The following is a 16329-nucleotide window of genomic DNA, read 5'->3' as shown; positions in this document are numbered from 1 at the left end:
AAAATACTTGAAAAATAAATACTTAAATAAAAACTTTATTCTGAATAAATAGGTTGAATTAAAATACTTTTATAAAAAATAAAATAAATGGGCTGTTTCAAACTTCGAAATTAAGTCATGAGTATTGAGTCTATTTTTGATGTTTTTATATTAACTTAAAGTTAATGAACTCTTATTGAGGTTGATTGATCAAAATCTAAGAAAAAGCTTTTATAGATTCAAAGCAAAATACAACATCAGGATAAGTCACATGGAAGGATCAGTTCAAAACAAAGAACGTGTCTGGAATACACGTCGACACGCAAAACAACTCAAAGTTGATATGGCACGTAAATATACCGATGGGGTGGTTATACCTACACAGGACATTATCAAGGTCTTGGAAACTTTGATTACGCCAGGCGATCGTGTCGTTCTTGAAGGGAACAATCAAAAACAAGCTGATTTTTTATCACGTTCACTGGCACAAACCAATGCTTCGGTTTTGTATGACTTACATATGATCATGCCCAGTGTTGGGCGTCCAGAGCATCTAGATTTATTTGAAAAAAGGATTGCCCGAAAACTGGATTTTTCATTTGCTGGGACACAGAGTTTACGCATCAGCCAGTTAATCGAAGATGGTTTATTAGAAGTCGGCGCCATTCATACTTATATCGAACTCTATTCGCGGTTATTGGTTGATTTAATTCCCAATGTTGTATTGTCAGCAGGCTTTATGGCTGATCGCCATGGCAATATTTATACAGGCCCAAGTACTGAGGATTCACCTGCTTTAATCGAACCTGCTGCATTTAGTGATGGCATTGTTATTGTTCAAGTCAATGAATTGGTTGATGACGTACAGGATTTACCACGGGTAGATATTCCAGCATCGTGGGTTGACTTTGTCGTGGTTGCGGATAAGCCATTTTATATTGAACCCTTGTTTACACGTGATCCCAAACATATTAAGCCTGTGCATATATTAATGGCAATGATGGCGATTCGGGGAATTTACGAACGCCACAATGTGCAATCACTCAATCATGGTATCGGGTTTAACACGGCTGCGATTGAATTGATTCTACCAACTTATGGTGAGTCATTGGGACTAAAAGGCAAAATCTGTCGAAATTGGACACTCAATCCGCATCCTACACTCATTCCTGCTATCGAAACAGGTTGGGTGGAAAGTGTGCATTGCTTTGGTACTGAGTTAGGGATGGAAAAATATGTTGCTGCTCGTCCAGATATATTTTTTACAGGTCGTGATGGCTCATTAAGGTCCAACAGGATGATGTGCCAGCTTGCGGGACAATATGCAGTAGATTTATTTATTGGTGCAACTTTACAAGTTGATGGTTCTGGACATTCTTCTACAGTTACCAAAGGACGCTTAGCTGGTTTTGGTGGTGCACCGAATATGGGACATGATCCGCGGGGTCGTCGACATGCCACACCCGCATGGATGGATATGCGTCCTACTCAGGTAAATGAGACTGATACCTTTTTGGCACGTGGTAAAAAGTTGGTGGTACAAATGGTGGAAACCTTTCAAGAAGGTGGCAAACCTACTTTTGTAAATACGCTTGATGCTGTGGATGTTGCGAAAAAAGCAGGAATGCCACTCGCTCCAATTATGATTTATGGAGATGACGTTACCCATTTGTTGACTGAAGATGGTATTGCGTACCTATACAAAGCCAGCAGTTTACAAGAACGTCAAGACATGATTGCCGCCGTTGCAGGAGTGACTGATATTGGCCTCAATCATAATCCAAAAACTACGGAACGCTTAAGACGAGAAGGACTGGTTGCATTTCCAGAAGATTTAGGTATTCGTCGTACTGATGCCACACGTGAGTTATTGGCCGCTAAAAATATTGCTGATTTAGTCACTTGGTCAGATGGTTTATATCAACCGCCTGCAAAATTCAGGAGTTGGTAATGAATGCCTATGTTCAATCATACTCACAACAACAATGTGCATTGTTGGCAGATTTAGCTGTAAATGCATTGATTGCCGAAGTTAATTTAACGCCGAAGCCTGCGTTGGTTGATCGACGTGGTAGCGGAGCACATGATGACTTAAGCCTAGTGTTGATGGAGCAATCTGCGTATAGCTTAAGACCTATGTTTTTACAAATGGCACAAGCTGCATTTCTACATGCTGACTGTTTGCAGACTTTACGAGAAGTGATTGGTGCAATAGGACGCGCTGGTGAAGTAGCAATGCTCGAAACCACATACGGTGTAAATACGCATCGTGGTGCAATTTGGGCTTTGGGGCTTTTGGTCACGGCGACAGCGCTAGCAATACATAATCAGTATTCTCTTTATGCTTATGATTTATGTCAGGTTGCTGGAAAAATTGCAAAATTAGAAGATAGGTTGATTCCTCTACAACAGTCAAGCCATGGGCAACAGGTACAGCAAAAACTCGGTATAAAAGGAGCTAAAGCTCAAGCACAAGAGGGTTTTCCTGCGATTGTCGAGCATGCATTACCTCAACTTCACTACAGTCGAAAGATTTCTGGTAACGAGCTTGCTGCTCGAGTTGATGCCTTATTGGCTTTGATGAGCATTTTGGACGATACCTGTGTACTGTACCGTGCAGGGCGAATTGGGCTAAACCGTATGCAAAAAGGTGCACGTTATGTACTTCGTTGTGGCGGATATGCAACTGTTGCAGGGCAATCTGCGCTGAATTTTTTAGAAATGGATTTAATGCGACTTCGTGCTTCGCCAGGTGGAGCAGCAGATTTACTTGCAGCAACCTTATTTTTGGATTGGGTTGAGCATAATCTTAATGAGGAAGGAACGTAATGAAAATACTCAAATTTGAATTTGTTGCTGGCTCAGCACCAGATAAGCAGGTATTGGTGGGCTGTGTGGGTTCAGGAGACCTTGAAATTTTAATGGAACCTAATCTGGCAGGAAAACTTTCAATCGCAGTGACAACTTCAGTCGATGGCAGTGAACAACGCTGGAAAAATGTATTTGAACGTATGTTTACAGAGCAAACTCCGCCAGCAGTACATATTGAGATCCATGATTTTGGCGCAACACCAGGGGTTGTACGTTTACGTTTAGAGCAAGCTTTTGAGGAGGTGAACTGTGGCTAATTTAGAAATCTTACTGAACAAGCAAAGCTTTATCGAACTAGGTGCACGAGAACGTGCTAAAGCTTTACTTGATCAGGGAACCTTTCGAGAGTTACTTGATCCCTTTTCAAGAGTGATGTCACCGTGGCTGATCCAACAAAATATTGTACCGCAAGCAGATGATGGTGTAGTGGTTGCGAAAGGCTATTTAGAAAATCGTCCTGTGGTTGTTGTGGCAATTGAAGGTGGTTTTCAGGGGGGAAGCTTAGGTGAAGTCGGTGGAGCAAAAATTGCGAGTGCGCTTGAACTTGCTGTTGAAGACAATCAAAAGGGTATTCCAACTGCAGCTATTTTGTTATTGGAAACAGGTGGTGTTCGTTTGCAAGAAGCCAATCTTGGGCTTGCTGCAATCGCCGAAATTCAAGCCGCTATTGTTGCGTTAAGACAGTATCAACCTGTTGTTGCCATCATAGCTGGGAGTGTTGGATGCTTTGGCGGAATGTCAATTGCCGCTGCATTGTGTAGTTATTTGATCATGACTCAAGAAGGTCGCTTGGGATTGAATGGTCCACAAGTCATTGAGCAAGAAGCTGGTGTGAACGAGTACGATTCAAAAGATCGCCCATTTATTTGGAGTATTACTGGTGGCGAACAGCGAGTAGAAACAGGTTTAGCTGATGCTTTCCTCGAAGATGATCGTGAGCAGATTAAGCAACACATTATCGACTATTTGGAACAAGGCATTCCGCAACTTCATCGTAGTTCAAACTATGCGTTCTATTTGCCAAAACTTCAGCAGCTTGCAACGGAACAACAAGCAACCCCACAAAATGTACTGGATACATATCGAGGAGAACAGGTATGAATATGGATGTTCGTTCAGTGAAAGCCTCTCTTCGAGGTGAACACTGGTTTATTGCACTGAGTGAAGGTTTTCAGCAACAAACACAATATAGCAAATCTGTTTGGGTGGCTGATGGTCTATTGGGTGATCAGCCTACTCGTTTGATTGTAGTAGTTGCAAATACGGAGAACCAATTCCCTCGCGCACGTGCAGGCGAAGTCGGTTTATTGGAAGGTTGGACTTTGGCAAAAGCGGTAGATGAGGTGATACAAGTAGATCAGCATACCACTCAGAAACGCGCGATTGTTGCAATTGTTGATGTACCAAGTCAGGCCTATGGACGACGTGAAGAGTTATTCGGCATACATCAAGCCCTTGCCGGTGCAGTAGATAGTTATGCGCGTGCTCGGCTAGCACGACATCCTGTGATCAGCTTGTTAGTGGGCAAATCCATGTCAGGGGCATTTTTAGCTCATGGTTATCAAGCCAATCGTATTTTTGCACTCCATGATGATGGTGTCATGGTTCATGCCATGGGTAAAGAGTCGGCAGCTCGTGTCACACTTCGGACTGTAGAAGAGTTAGAAAAATTGGCAGCCAGTATTCCACCAATGGCGTATGACATTCAAAGCTATGCCACGCTAGGATTGTTGACAGCATGTCTTGATGTTGAAAATGCGGATCAGCCTACAGCAAATGATCTGACCCATGTAAAACAGGTGATCACACAAGCAATCACTGACATTCAACAGCAAAACTCGACTGGGCTAGAGCAACGTTTGAATGGTGAAAATAGACAAATGTCAAAGCGTGTACGTGAGTTAATGCGTGCACAGTGGTCGATCTAATGCAGCCACAGGCACATGATCTCCTCTGGGGACTGACAGAGCAATATCTTCCTTTGGATGTGCCAGATTGGGTGAGTCATGTGATTCAAAGTGGCGATCCTGTAGTAGTTCGTCGTGCAGTTTGTGTATCAGGGATGATTCCTGTTGGGGTTCGGGGGCGGCAAAAATCCCAACGTTATGCTTTGATGATGCCTGAGCAGCAAATTGAAAAATGCATAAAGCCTGAACAACTTTGTAAGTTGGGAGTTTCGCAATTTCCGCATTGGGCAATGCAAATTCTGCACTTACAAATGCAGATGAACGTGCTTTTGTTGCCATGGGGCTACACGGGCAGTATGGGGTTCGAGTTAGCCACGGGGCGTAAAACTGTGACTGCACAGAGCGATCTCGATGTACTGATTCGTACGCCTAAAGATTTGACTAAAGCGCGAGCTTTGAAAATATGGCAACAATTGCAACTGACGGGTTTGCCCTTGGATGTTCAGTTACAAACGCCTTTGGGTGGTGTGGCATTAAAAGATTGGGTGAGAGCAACAGGGAAGGTCCTACTCAAACGCAACCAAGGTGCTGTTTTAGTCAATAACCCTTGGCAAGGATAAGGCAAGTCAATGAGTTCGATTTGGGTGTTTCCGGGGCAAGGTGCGCAAAAGCCTAACATGTTACATGACCTACCTCAGATAAAGTCGGTGCATCAATATCTTGAGCGTGCATCAGATATTTTGGGTCAGGATGTGTTGCTTCTAGATCAGCAAGCAGCTTTACAGTCGACTTATGCAGTACAACTTTGTCTTTATATCGCGGGTGTGGTCAGTGGACATTTATTGTCTGAACAGCAACTCAAACCTGATTATGTTGCTGGACTCTCAATTGGTGCATGGGCCGCAGCTACAGTTGCGGAAGTACTCAGTTTTGAAGATGGTCTAAAGCTGGTTGCTCGCCGGGCAACCCTAATGCAAGACGCATATCCGACAGGATATGGAATGATGGCATTGATTGGGGCGGATAAAGCCAGTGTAAGCGAGTGGGTAAAGGAGGTGCAGCAAGATCAACAAGATGTATTTGTTGCCAATATCAACTCTGTAAACCAGATCGTGATTTCAGGAGTAGACATTGCGATGCAACATGTCGCTGACATCGCACGCCAAAAGGGTGTGTTGAGCAAAAAGCTGAACGTAGCAGTCCCATCGCATTGTGAGCTATTAAAGAACCAAGCTGAAGCTCTTGATGCTGAGGTTAAAAAAATCAGCACAGGTTCACCAAAAATTCGTTATTTAAGTGGGACGACTGCACGGCTACTGGTGCATCAGGACCAAATTATCGATGACATCACATTTAACATGAGCAGAATGATTGATTGGGAAAGTACCGTTCAATCTGCATGGGAAAGAGGAGTACGCTTACAAATCGAAGCATGGCCAGGAACTGTGCTGACAGGTTTGGCAAAAAAAATATTTACAGATGGAACCGTCATGTCTTTTCAAGGAACACGTTTAGATACGTTAATCGTTGAAATGCAAAAGGAACGCGCTCACACGTTTTAGTCAAAATTTAAAGCAGTGAACGGACAAAAATGTCAAAGGAAACAAGGAATTTATCATGATTATATATGGAGTTGGTTTGCTTGCACTCTGTACACTGGTTGGTGTCGTTGTAGGTGATATGTTGGGCGTATTATTTGGCGTAAAATCTAATGTTGGTGGTGTTGGTATTGCCATGATTTTACTTATTTTTATTCGTATATGGATGGATAAGCGTGGTCTAATGACCATAGAAACTGAAAAAGGGGTGGTATTTTGGGGAACCATGTATATCCCGATTGTGGTTGCAATGGCAGCACAACAAAATGTGATTTCAGCAGTTTCAAGTGGGCATATGGCAATTTTTGCTGCCGTCGCCACTGTTATCGTTTGCACCCTCACAATTGCAGGTCTGAGTCATTATAAAAAAGGTGAGCCTCTTCCAAAAGAAGAAGAGTTTAATTTGGCAGAGTTAGGAGGCAAAGCTCATGGCTGAAACGATTTTAAGCGGTTTAACTCATCTTGGATTAGTCACTGCATTTGCTCTAGTCGCATTGATTATGTGGCTCTCTACAAAGCTTTCTAAATATTTGACCAAAGGGCGAGTACATGCATCTGCAATCGCAATTGTGATTGGTTTAATTCTGGCTTATGTCGGTGGTAGTGTCACAGGCGGTCAAAAGGGTATCACCGATATTGCATTATTTGCAGGTGTTGGTTTGATGGGGGGGGCAATGCTGCGTGATTTTGCAATTGTTGCGACTGCATTTGAAGTGCAAGCATCAGAAGCAAAGAAAGCAGGCTTTATTGGTGTCCTCGCACTATTTTTAGGCACGATTTTACCATTTATCGTAGGGTGTATTTTTGCATGGTTATTTGGTTATCGTGATGCAGTCAGTATCACTACCATTGGTGCAGGTGCAGTGACTTATATTGTTGGTCCTGTTACGGGGGCTGCAATTGGTGCAAGTTCAGAAGTGATGGCTTTATCTATTGCGACAGGCTTGGTTAAAGCAATTTGTGTGATGGTGTCTACTCCAATGACTGCCAAATTTATGGGCTTAGATAATCCTCGTTCTGCTATGATTTTTGGTGGCCTTGCAGGAACTGTGAGTGGTGTATCCGCAGGTTTGGCAGCAACAGATCGCCGTTTAGTTCCATATGGTGCATTAACTGCAACTTTTCATACAGGATTAGGTTGTTTGATGGGACCTACAATTCTATACTTATGTGTCAAACTACTGGTCGGCTAAAATCCACCGTGTAAAATTAAAAAAGGCAATTCTCCTGACAAGGTGAACTGCCTTTATTTTTTAGTGTCGCAGCTTTTTGGTAAACATTCGGCATTCAGCGATCAGAGCCAGTAAATTTGGATCACGTTCTTTACTTTTTAAAAATACCAAGCCAATCTCTTGCTTAATTTTATAAGAAGTGTGTAGTGGGATAAGTTTGACGGAACTTTCATAAATGGTAGAAATACGTCCTGGCAATAAAGCAAACCCAACCCCCGAGCTGACCATACTAATCAAGGTGAATATATCACTGACTTCTAAGAAAACTTTTGGGTCAATTCCTGCTTTCTCAAAAATAACATCACTATCACTGCGAGTAGCAAACCCTTTTGCTAAGGTCAAAAAAGTTTCATTTTTAAGAAGACTTAAATCAATTTCTGGATATTGGGCATAAGTTGAATTTTTATTGACTGCTAAAAAAATTTCATCTTCAAACATAGATAAATGTTCAAAAACTTGATCTTGCGTCGTCTCATTGAGTGCAACAATAATCGCATCCAGTTCGGTCGCCTTAAGTTTTTTAACCAAGTCACGATTAGAACTTAATAACAGTTGAATATCCAGTTCACCGCGACGTAGTTTTAAACCACTGATCACACTTGGTAAAGTATTGACTGTTAACGAGTAGAGCGAGCCTAGATTGAGTACTTTAGCAGCAAAGCCTGCTGCTTCACGAGTTTTATTTACTGTGATGACAATATCTTGCACAATTTTTTGTGCGTGTTCTTGTAAAACATAGGCACTTTTTAATGGAATAAGTAGACGCCCTTCATTTTTAAACAGAGGGCAATGCAATGCACTTTCTAAGGAATGTAAGGCTTTGTGTACACTGACATTACTGAGGTCCATTTCAGCAGCGGTCTTAGATAAACTACCACAACGCATAAAAGCGAGAAATATCTGGATTTTTTTTAAGGTTAACTCTTCATCAATTTTCATTTCACAAATCCATTTTTTATTGAATATTATAGATAAAATTGATTGTCAATGATGTGTTTGGTTATGACAAAAATACAAAAATTTATATGCTGATGGAACCACAACACTGAATACCCACTGATTTTTTAGACACCTTTTAGTTGTATATGTCTAGAATTTTGGAGTCTATTCAAAGGGTACTTTTACGTGAAAATTACATACCCAAATAGTATATAAGTTCTCAATTAAATTTGTTATAAAGAATGATACAAAATTGATTTTGTACATTGTTTATAAATGGATACTACTCAATATTTTAAATAAAAGAGATTGGCGCATAATTTGCTAATTAAAACAAATATTGAGTGTTAGCTAGGTGAAAAGAATATGTTATCACTAAGCCAAGAGATGGATCTAAATCACTATTCCCGTCAGGCAGAATTTGCACACAGTTTAATGTCCTCAATATGTGGGGAGCACCATTTAGATACATGTGGTCGAAATGTCTTAGATTTTCATTATGAAGGGATTCGATTACCCCACAAGCGTATGGCAATCGGTAAGGTCAGTTATGGCGCAAATGTACTCATTAACACGTCTAATTTAAGAGCATATAGTATTAGTTTACCGATCCAAGGTAAGCAGACTTTAGCCATAAATGGTACCAATTATATTTCTAGTACCGATAAAGGGCTAATTTTATCTAATGCAGATTTACAAGATTTAGCGATTGATAAAGATTGTAAAAAATATCAAGTGGTTATTCCTGAGAATAGTATGCAGAAGGTGTTAGGCGAATTACTACGACAGTCTGTTGAAGAGCCCGTGGTTTTCAATCCTGAAATGAGTTTGAATATTGATCAGGGGATCGGGATGTGGTGGCAAAATATTGATCATTTTTTGTTGCTTCGATCTCAATACAAAAGTATGCAGGGCTTACAACTTTGGTCAGAGGATTATGAAAATTTCCTGATTAAAGCTTTATTACTCTCGCAAGAAAATAATTATTCGAGCTTGTTAAGATCCTTATCTGATCAACAAGCGCCAGAATACTTACGTAAGGTGTGCGACTATATTCAGAAGTATGCCCATGAAGAGATTCGTGCAGAAGATCTGCTAAGATTAGCTGGCGTATCAAAGTCTAAATTATATGCTGAATTTCAACAGTATTATGGAACAAGTCCTTTGACTTTTTTACGTAGATATCGTTTACAACAAGTTTATAAGACTTTAAGTACCTCTATGGATAAACATATCTCCATTTCAAAATTAGCTTTTGATTGGGGATTTAATCACTTGGGCCGTTTTTCACATGAATATCGTGAAGAATTTGGAGAGAATCCAAGTGAAACTAAGAATCGAGTAAAAATATAATTTGTTAATATATTCGTGCTTTTAAACTGATTTTATCCAAAATTTAAAAGCGCTAATAAACTACTTTAATCTCTTACTTAAAGTACGAGTCGTTGATTATTTTAAAATGGAATTAATCAGCATTCTTTACAAACTGGTGCTTTAATCATTCTTTTTAAACTTGTCATATCGAGAAGCAATTTTTCTCTATAGATCAGATGCTGATCTAACAAATTAACAACAACCTATACTCGCCATCCTTTTCAATGGGCGCTCGATGAACGCAAGGTAAAACCTGTTGTGTTGGATGATCTACTGCTAAGCGCCAAAGATGTCCTGATCCTAAGTTTACAGGTTCTGAGTCGGGTTTTGGCTGGTAATGCAGATCAAAAAAATACTCTTGCAGAAAGGTTTCAAATTCTGCTTCAGGACCGTCATGTAATGCTTTAAGCTTTTCCCTGATTTCTGGAATTAAAATCTTTTGTTCTACTTGATCATTGGAGATGATGTCACTGGCAGTGCCATGATAGGTACATAAAAAAGTATCTGTTTCAATGGGCGAACGATCAACATGAAACGAATACACATCTGTAGAAATGAAATCCAGATCTTGGTCCTGTTCATAATGTTTAAGTAAATTCAGTGAAGGCGATGCGCCGAAATCAGTTAGAAGCTGTATATCCCTTAAGATGATATCTCTTGCTAGAATGCCTTTTTCTGAAAGTTGTAATGCTAAAAGATCTTCAGTAGAAACTTCGGTAATATTTTCTTTTAATTCAAGTTTAGACACAATTTCTTTAAAATTACCCAGCAAATCTCTGTTCCAACAAATAGCATTTATCTCGCCTTGAAATGTCGTATTTATAAGTTCTGAAAAAGTCGTTACTACACGAACTTGATTGTTGTCAGAAAATGCAGGCTGCATATTAGAATTTAATAAATCAGAAACCATGTCTAATATATTCACTCAGCTTGGTAGAATCAGCTTTATAGAAGTTGGGACGAATCACACAGAAGCGTGCATTACATGTAGCGTTAGACATAGCTTACTGAACAACAGGGTATTGTTGCAATGTATTGCTAAGTGAGATGGTTTTAATAATGAGTTCTATTGAGAAGTTTTGCAAAATTGCAGATTTATTTATTTAACTATGGCTTTCTGATCTGGTGAGCAAAATCTTGTTTAAGATAATGTTGTTCAGAATAGTAGATGACAAGATATTTATAAAAAGTGACAATCAGCTTCTATCATAAGTCCTTATTAAAACCATAATTCAACATAAAAGCCCTCTCATCCTCGTCTCAGCCCAAAGGTAATTTCAATATCAAAACGATTCGCTCAATATGCTCATTTTTTGATTTATGAAAAAGATCTAATGATTTCTAAAATAAATTTTATGCAATGAATTTGCATCTTTCATAGTATTCCGCACTGATTGGATAATCCTCGCAGATTTTGGACAGACGTTAAATACCTTTCACAGACATGATAACGCTAACGGTTAGGTCTGGAATGGATGAAATGTCAGGTCAATATATTGAAGTAAAAACACAAACAGGGAAGTCATTTGCTGGGTATTTGGCAAGTGCAGAAGGCGGAAAAGGGCCTGGAATTGTACTGTGTCAGGAAATTTTTGGTGTGAATGCAGCAATGCGTATCAAGGCTGATTTTTTGGCTGAGGAAGGCTATACCGTATTGGTTCCAGATTTATTCTGGCGTACTGCACCCCGCATTGAACTGGGTTATACCGAGCAAGATTTTCAAAAAGCCTTCGAGCTTTATCAACACTATGATGAAGATCAAGGTGTCGAAGATATTCAAGATAGCTTGAATTTTCTCAAAACTTTAGAGAGTTGCGATGCCAGTGCAGGCTTAGGTGTCGTGGGATATTGTCTGGGTGGAAAACTGGCGTATCTGGCAGGTTGTCGTATTCCTGAAGTGGCCTGTGCTGTGGGTTATTACGGGGTAGGAATCGAGAAGACACTCGATGAACTTGAAAATGCCAAAGGGCGAGTAGTTTTACATATTGCTGCATTAGACAAGTTTACACCGCCAGAGGCACGCCAAAAGATTCTGGATGCTACCGCCCAATATAGCAATGTTCAGGCTTATGTCTATGAGGGTGTAGATCATGCCTTTGCCCGACCAAATAGCGAACATTATCACAAACCCTCCGCACGTTTTGCTCATGAACGCAGTATTACCGCACTGCATCAAAGTATCGGACCAGTTTATGATTTGGTTGCACTTTGGGAAGCGCATATCCGTTATGAATTTGATACACGCGATGTACCTGCCACTATGGCAACCATGGTGGCGCAACCCTATGTCAATCATATTCCAACATTGACAGGTGGTGTGGGATATAGCCAACTTGCCCGCTTCTATCAATATCACTTCGTTCATCAAAATCCTAAAGATATGAAGATCACGTCGATCTCACGCACTGTTGGTTCAACACAGGTGGTGGATGAATTCATTATGAGTTTTACCCATGACAGTGAAATTGACTGGTTACTGCCGGGTGTCGCGCCAACAGAAAAGTATGTTGAGATTCCTATGCTGGGTGTGATCCAGTTCCGTGGCCCAAAACTATGCCATGAACATATCTACTGGGATCAGGCATCCGTTCTGGTTCAAATTGGATTACTCAATCCTAAAGGGCTACCTGTTGCTGGTGTAGAAACTGCTCAAAAACTACTGGATGAAGATTTGCCATCCAATACCCTCATGCCATCTTGGTCAAGCAGCGAAGGCAAATCGTTTTAACTATCTAGGAGTGGAATATGGATATTCAATTGAATCAGAAAATCGCTGTGGTCAGTGGTGGCGCCACCCTGATTGGTCAGGCCGTGGTTCAAGCATTGGTCGATGCAGGCGCAAAAGTCATTATTCTGGATATTGACCAACAAGGGCAGCAAGTGGCGGATGCCATGCATGGGCAGGCGCAATTTATTCAAACTGATTTAAGCAGTGATGTGGCGATTGTAAACGCAGTAAAAACAATTCACGACAGCTTTGGCAAAGTTGATTATTTGGTCAATCTGGCCTGTACCTATCTGGATGATGGCTTTAAATCCTCACGTGAAGACTGGCTACAAGCATTGAATATTAATCTGCTTTCAGCAGTCGAACTGACCCGTGCGTTTTATCAAGATTTAAAAACCAAGCATGGTGCGATTGTCAATTTCACCTCGATCTCCGCCAAATTTGCGCAAACAGGGCGCTGGCTTTATCCCGTTTCAAAAGCAGCGATGCGACAACTTACCCAGTCCATGGCGATGGATTTTGCAGCAGATGGGGTTCGGGTTAATTCGGTATCACCTGGTTGGACATGGTCACGGGTGATTGCTGAAGTCAGTGGCAATAACCGAAGCAAAGCTGATGCCGTAGCAGCTGACTACCACTTGCTGGGACGTCTAGGTCATCCCGAAGAAGTGGCCAATGTGGTGCTGTTTTTACTCTCGCCAGCCGCAAGTTTTGTGACAGGCGCAGATTATTCCGTCGATGGTGGTTACTCCGTTATGGGGCCTGAAGGGAATCAACCTGCTATTCCACGTTTAGCCGATGACGCGTGATAGCAAATCAAACATTTAAAACACTCAATGAATTAAAAAATATGGGAGAACCATGATGCGTCGTATCGCTATAGTAGGAGCTGGTCAATCTGGATTGCAGCTCGGTTTAGGATTATTAGACACAGGTTATGAGGTGACGATTGTCACCAACCGTACTGGTGATGAAATTCGTCAGGGCAAAGTCATGTCAAGTCAGTGTATGTTTCACACAGCCTTGCAAACAGAGCGTGATGTTGGACTTAATTTTTGGGAAGAGCAATGTCCAGCGGTGGAAGGGATTGGATTTACACTGGTCAACCCAGAAACAAAACAGCCTGCCTTTGCATGGAGTGCGCGATTGGAGCGTTATGCACAATCGGTAGATCAGCGCGTCAAGATGCCGTACTGGATGGAAATGTTTGAGCATCGTGGTGGTCAGTTGATTATTCAAGATGTTGGGATAGAGGAACTGGAACAGCTCACTGCTGAATATGAGCTGGTCTTACTGGCCGCAGGTAAGGGGGAAGTAGTTAAACAGTTCGAGCGTGATGAAGCGCGTAGTTGTTTTGATAAGCCACAACGCGCGCTTGCCTTGACCTATGTGACAGGTATGAAGCAAATGTCGCCGTATTCACGTGTGACTTTTAACGTAATTCCAGAAGTGGGTGAATATTTCTGTTTTCCTGCGCTTACAGTTACAGGTGCTTGTGAAATTATGGTGTTTGAAGGCATTCCCGGTGGGCCGATGGATTGCTGGCAAGATGCAAAAACACCAGAACAGCATTTGCAAATGAGTAAAGATATTTTAAACAAATATGTGCCTTGGGAAGCAGCACGTTGTGAAAATATTGAATTAACCGACGCTGGTGGCTATCTGTCTGGACGTTTTCCACCGGGAGTGCGTAAACCGATATTAACCCTGCCATCTGGTCGTAAAGTTTTTGGTATGGCCGATGCGTTAGTGGTGAACGACCCAATCACTGGGCAAGGTTCAAACAATGCCGCCAAGTGTAGCAAAATTTATTTCGATGCCATTTTAGCGCATGACAATCAAACATTTACAGATGAATGGATGCAACAGACATTTGAACGTTATTGGGCATATGCCGAAAAAGTCGTGGCTTGGACCAACAGTTTATTGTTGCCACCACAACCGCACATGATTGAGCTTTTGGTGGCGGCTGAGCAGAACCATGCCATTGCTTCGAGTATTGCCAATAATTTTGATAATCCACGCAATTTTGCCCCATGGTGGTTTGATCCAGAACAGGCGCAGCGTTTTATCGAATCGAAAAGCTGTCAAAAAGTGGCTTAACAGGGAAGCAAAGTCAAAGGTGAATGTTATGAATATCAACACATCGCAGGAACTGGATTTAAAACCGATTGATACGGAAAATCCAAGAGAAATCCGCAACCTGTTAGGGCAGTTCGCTACAGGGGTTACGGTGATTACAACCCGTGGACGAGATGGACGAAAAGTTGGGATGACAGCCAACTCGTTTTCTTCACTATCACTCGATCCTCCGCTGATTTTATGGAGTTTGTCAAAGACTGCACCAAGTTTATTAGATTTTACTGAGGCCGAATATTTTGCAATTCATATGCTGGCACAAGAACATCACTCACTTTCAGGGCATTTTGCCCGTGGTTCAGAGGATAAGTTTGCCAACATTGCACATCGTGAGTGTGAGCGCGGTTTACCGTTACTAGAAGATGTATTGGCAACATTGGTATGTAAAAACGTAAATCAATATGAAGGGGGGGATCATCTGATTTTTATTGGTCAGATTGAACATTATCAACATCGTATTGCTGAGCCTTTGGTGTTTCATGCGGGCAAGTATCGTATTGTTGCAGCACATCCAGAACTGAGTATTTAACAGCAACAATCACGATCAATTTTGATCGTGATTTTTTTCGGGGATCGAAAATGAAAAATAATGTGATCAAAAGAGGTTTTCTTGCTGGAACAGTGGTCTTAACAGCGGTTGCAGCACAGGCATATGACTTGCCGACGGTGAATCTGGGCATGACCAGTTTTCTGGATGGTGGACTGCCTGCTGGGCCGGGATGGTATTCTCAAACTTATCTGCAAAATTATGATTCGAACAAGTTAAAAGACAATCAAGCTCATCGGTTAGCTTTACCCAAGACCGACTTAAATTTTCAAGTCATTGTTGAACAAGTTAGTTATCTGTCCGATGTGCGTGTAGGTGAACACGCATCGTTAGGATTGAATTTACTGATTCCATTTGTCAGCAAAATGGATATGGAGGATGGTTTAAATAATGCTGCGATTAAAGCCCAAGGGGGTTTTGGTGATCTGATGATTGGGCCATTTATCCAGTTTGACCCAGTCATGGGCAAAGATGGTCCTAAATTTGTACAACGTTTTGAATTTCAGGTCAATTTACCGACAGGGAAATATGATCAGAATAAAAATATTAATCCGGGCAATAATGCTGTCTCATTTGATCCATACTGGGCAGCAACTTATTGGTTTAATCCAAAGTGGACGGTTTCTACACGTCTGCACTATTTGTACAATTTTAAAAATGATGATCCAAATTATAGCTTCGGTCTTGCAGATGATATTCAGGCAGGGCAAGCAATCCATGCCAATTTTGCAACAGACTATGCGCTTACACCACAATTACGCTTAGGGATCAATGGTTACTGGCTCAAGCAAATTACTGACACGGAAGTAGAGGGTGAAAAATTAACAGGCACACGTGAACAAGTGTGGGCGATTGGACCGGGGGCGATGTATAGCTTTTCTAAACATGATCATATCGTGACAAATGCCTATTTTGAACAGGATGCAAAAAATCGTCCTGAAGGAACTCGTTTGCAATTACGTTATATTCATCACTTCTGATGTGAAACGCTATGGCAATATCCTGACAGATATAC

17 protein-coding genes are annotated in these 16329 nt (G+C 41.3%); 15 read left to right on the top strand and 2 right to left on the bottom strand.

The window, feature by feature from the left end; all coding sequences use genetic code 11:
* Positions 1-250 precede the first annotated feature (250 nt).
* From mdcA to madM, 9 genes are read left to right on the top strand one after another with little or no spacing between them, the layout of a single operon-like run.
* Positions 251-1930, top strand: coding sequence for a malonate decarboxylase subunit alpha (gene mdcA, locus WFN33_RS16740; protein ID WP_336954130.1), 1680 nt, complete (start codon positions 251-253; stop codon positions 1928-1930).
* Complete coding sequence (locus tag WFN33_RS16735) at positions 1930-2808, top strand: triphosphoribosyl-dephospho-CoA synthase (RefSeq protein ID WP_336954129.1); 879 nt, start codon at positions 1930-1932, stop codon at positions 2806-2808. The genes mdcA and WFN33_RS16735 overlap by 1 nt, the downstream gene beginning before the upstream one ends.
* The gene (locus tag WFN33_RS16730) at positions 2808-3107 is read left to right on the top strand and encodes a malonate decarboxylase subunit delta (RefSeq protein ID WP_336954128.1); all 300 of its coding nucleotides are present in this window, start codon (positions 2808-2810) and stop codon (positions 3105-3107) included. Before WFN33_RS16735 ends, WFN33_RS16730 begins: the two co-directional genes overlap by 1 nt.
* Complete coding sequence (locus tag WFN33_RS16725) at positions 3100-3951, top strand: biotin-independent malonate decarboxylase subunit beta (RefSeq protein ID WP_336954127.1); 852 nt, start codon at positions 3100-3102, stop codon at positions 3949-3951. The genes WFN33_RS16730 and WFN33_RS16725 overlap by 8 nt, the downstream gene beginning before the upstream one ends.
* Positions 3948-4778, top strand: coding sequence for a biotin-independent malonate decarboxylase subunit gamma (gene mdcE, locus WFN33_RS16720; protein ID WP_336954125.1), 831 nt, complete (start codon positions 3948-3950; stop codon positions 4776-4778). Before WFN33_RS16725 ends, mdcE begins: the two co-directional genes overlap by 4 nt.
* Positions 4778-5377, top strand: coding sequence for a malonate decarboxylase holo-ACP synthase (locus WFN33_RS16715; protein WP_336954124.1), 600 nt, complete (start codon positions 4778-4780; stop codon positions 5375-5377). The genes mdcE and WFN33_RS16715 overlap by 1 nt, the downstream gene beginning before the upstream one ends.
* Before the next feature lie 9 nt (positions 5378-5386).
* A complete protein-coding gene (gene mdcH, locus WFN33_RS16710; RefSeq protein WP_336954123.1) occupies positions 5387-6319 on the top strand; it encodes a malonate decarboxylase subunit epsilon in 933 nt (310 codons plus the stop codon).
* Between the two features lie 55 nt (positions 6320-6374).
* Positions 6375-6791 (top strand): malonate transporter subunit MadL, encoded by a 417-nt coding sequence (gene madL, locus WFN33_RS16705; protein ID WP_336954121.1) that lies wholly within the window; start codon positions 6375-6377, stop codon positions 6789-6791.
* Entirely contained in the window at positions 6784-7548 is a 765-nt protein-coding gene (madM, locus tag WFN33_RS16700) for a malonate transporter subunit MadM (RefSeq protein WP_336954119.1), read from the top strand. Before madL ends, madM begins: the two co-directional genes overlap by 8 nt.
* A 60-nt stretch (positions 7549-7608) precedes the next feature.
* Here madM and WFN33_RS16695 read toward each other — a convergent pair whose 3' ends face one another.
* Positions 7609-8526 (bottom strand): LysR family transcriptional regulator, encoded by a 918-nt coding sequence (locus WFN33_RS16695; RefSeq protein WP_336954118.1) that lies wholly within the window; start codon positions 8524-8526, stop codon positions 7609-7611.
* 366 nt (positions 8527-8892) lie between these two features.
* Between WFN33_RS16695 and WFN33_RS16690 the strand changes: the two genes are divergently transcribed.
* On the top strand, positions 8893-9879 hold the full coding sequence (locus WFN33_RS16690) for an AraC family transcriptional regulator (RefSeq protein ID WP_336954116.1): 987 nt from the start codon (positions 8893-8895) through the stop codon (positions 9877-9879).
* A 205-nt stretch (positions 9880-10084) separates the two neighbouring features.
* On the opposite strand, the gene WFN33_RS16685 is transcribed toward WFN33_RS16690, so the two are convergent.
* Positions 10085-10783: a DUF1826 domain-containing protein gene (locus WFN33_RS16685; protein WP_336954173.1), complete on the bottom strand. Its 699-nt coding sequence runs from the start codon at positions 10781-10783 to the stop codon at positions 10085-10087.
* A gap of 597 nt (positions 10784-11380) precedes the next feature.
* On the opposite strand from WFN33_RS16685, the gene WFN33_RS16680 reads away from it, so the two are divergent.
* Genes WFN33_RS16680 through WFN33_RS16660 form a run of 5 tightly spaced genes read left to right on the top strand, consistent with a single transcriptional unit; the run spans position 11381 to position 16294 of the window.
* Positions 11381-12628, top strand: a complete 1248-nt coding sequence (locus tag WFN33_RS16680) for a dienelactone hydrolase family protein (protein WP_336954115.1) — start codon at positions 11381-11383, stop codon at positions 12626-12628.
* 17 nt (positions 12629-12645) lie between these two features.
* Positions 12646-13437, top strand: a complete 792-nt coding sequence (locus WFN33_RS16675; RefSeq protein ID WP_336954113.1) for an SDR family oxidoreductase — start codon at positions 12646-12648, stop codon at positions 13435-13437.
* Positions 13438-13492: 55 nt separating this feature from the next.
* Entirely contained in the window at positions 13493-14731 is a 1239-nt protein-coding gene (locus WFN33_RS16670) for a styrene monooxygenase/indole monooxygenase family protein (RefSeq protein WP_336954112.1), read from the top strand.
* A 28-nt stretch (positions 14732-14759) separates the two neighbouring features.
* The gene (locus tag WFN33_RS16665) at positions 14760-15296 is read left to right on the top strand and encodes a flavin reductase family protein (protein WP_442892811.1); all 537 of its coding nucleotides are present in this window, start codon (positions 14760-14762) and stop codon (positions 15294-15296) included.
* Positions 15297-15346: 50 nt separating this feature from the next.
* Positions 15347-16294: a SphA family protein gene (locus tag WFN33_RS16660; protein WP_336954111.1), complete on the top strand. Its 948-nt coding sequence runs from the start codon at positions 15347-15349 to the stop codon at positions 16292-16294.
* Positions 16295-16329: the final 35 nt, after the last annotated feature.

The sequence above is a fragment of the Acinetobacter sp. AS167 genome, from assembly GCF_037152175.1.
In the GTDB taxonomy this organism is placed as follows: Bacteria; Pseudomonadota; Gammaproteobacteria; order Pseudomonadales; family Moraxellaceae; genus Acinetobacter.
This window is presented reverse-complemented; position numbering and strand designations above follow the sequence as displayed.

Bases quoted from the DNA above. Each gene is read 5' to 3' on its own strand.
- WFN33_RS16665 (WP_442892811.1), top strand. From the start codon at position 14,760: ATGAATATCAACACATCGCAGGAACTGGATTTAAAACCGATTGATACG.
- WFN33_RS16735 (WP_336954129.1), top strand. From the start codon at position 1,930: ATGAATGCCTATGTTCAATCATACTCACAACAACAATGTGCATTGTTG.
- WFN33_RS16690 (WP_336954116.1), top strand. From the start codon at position 8,893: ATGTTATCACTAAGCCAAGAGATGGATCTAAATCACTATTCCCGTCAG.
- madL (WP_336954121.1), top strand. From the start codon at position 6,375: ATGATTATATATGGAGTTGGTTTGCTTGCACTCTGTACACTGGTTGGT.
- mdcH (WP_336954123.1), top strand. From the start codon at position 5,387: ATGAGTTCGATTTGGGTGTTTCCGGGGCAAGGTGCGCAAAAGCCTAAC.
- WFN33_RS16685 (WP_336954173.1), bottom strand. From the start codon at position 10,783: ATGCAGCCTGCATTTTCTGACAACAATCAAGTTCGTGTAGTAACGACT.
- WFN33_RS16715 (WP_336954124.1), top strand. From the start codon at position 4,778: ATGCAGCCACAGGCACATGATCTCCTCTGGGGACTGACAGAGCAATAT.
- WFN33_RS16730 (WP_336954128.1), top strand. From the start codon at position 2,808: ATGAAAATACTCAAATTTGAATTTGTTGCTGGCTCAGCACCAGATAAG.
- WFN33_RS16680 (WP_336954115.1), top strand. From the start codon at position 11,381: ATGTCAGGTCAATATATTGAAGTAAAAACACAAACAGGGAAGTCATTT.
- madM (WP_336954119.1), top strand. From the start codon at position 6,784: ATGGCTGAAACGATTTTAAGCGGTTTAACTCATCTTGGATTAGTCACT.
- WFN33_RS16670 (WP_336954112.1), top strand. From the start codon at position 13,493: ATGCGTCGTATCGCTATAGTAGGAGCTGGTCAATCTGGATTGCAGCTC.
- WFN33_RS16695 (WP_336954118.1), bottom strand. From the start codon at position 8,526: ATGAAAATTGATGAAGAGTTAACCTTAAAAAAAATCCAGATATTTCTC.
- mdcE (WP_336954125.1), top strand. From the start codon at position 3,948: ATGAATATGGATGTTCGTTCAGTGAAAGCCTCTCTTCGAGGTGAACAC.
- WFN33_RS16675 (WP_336954113.1), top strand. From the start codon at position 12,646: ATGGATATTCAATTGAATCAGAAAATCGCTGTGGTCAGTGGTGGCGCC.
- mdcA (WP_336954130.1), top strand. From the start codon at position 251: ATGGAAGGATCAGTTCAAAACAAAGAACGTGTCTGGAATACACGTCGA.
- WFN33_RS16660 (WP_336954111.1), top strand. From the start codon at position 15,347: ATGAAAAATAATGTGATCAAAAGAGGTTTTCTTGCTGGAACAGTGGTC.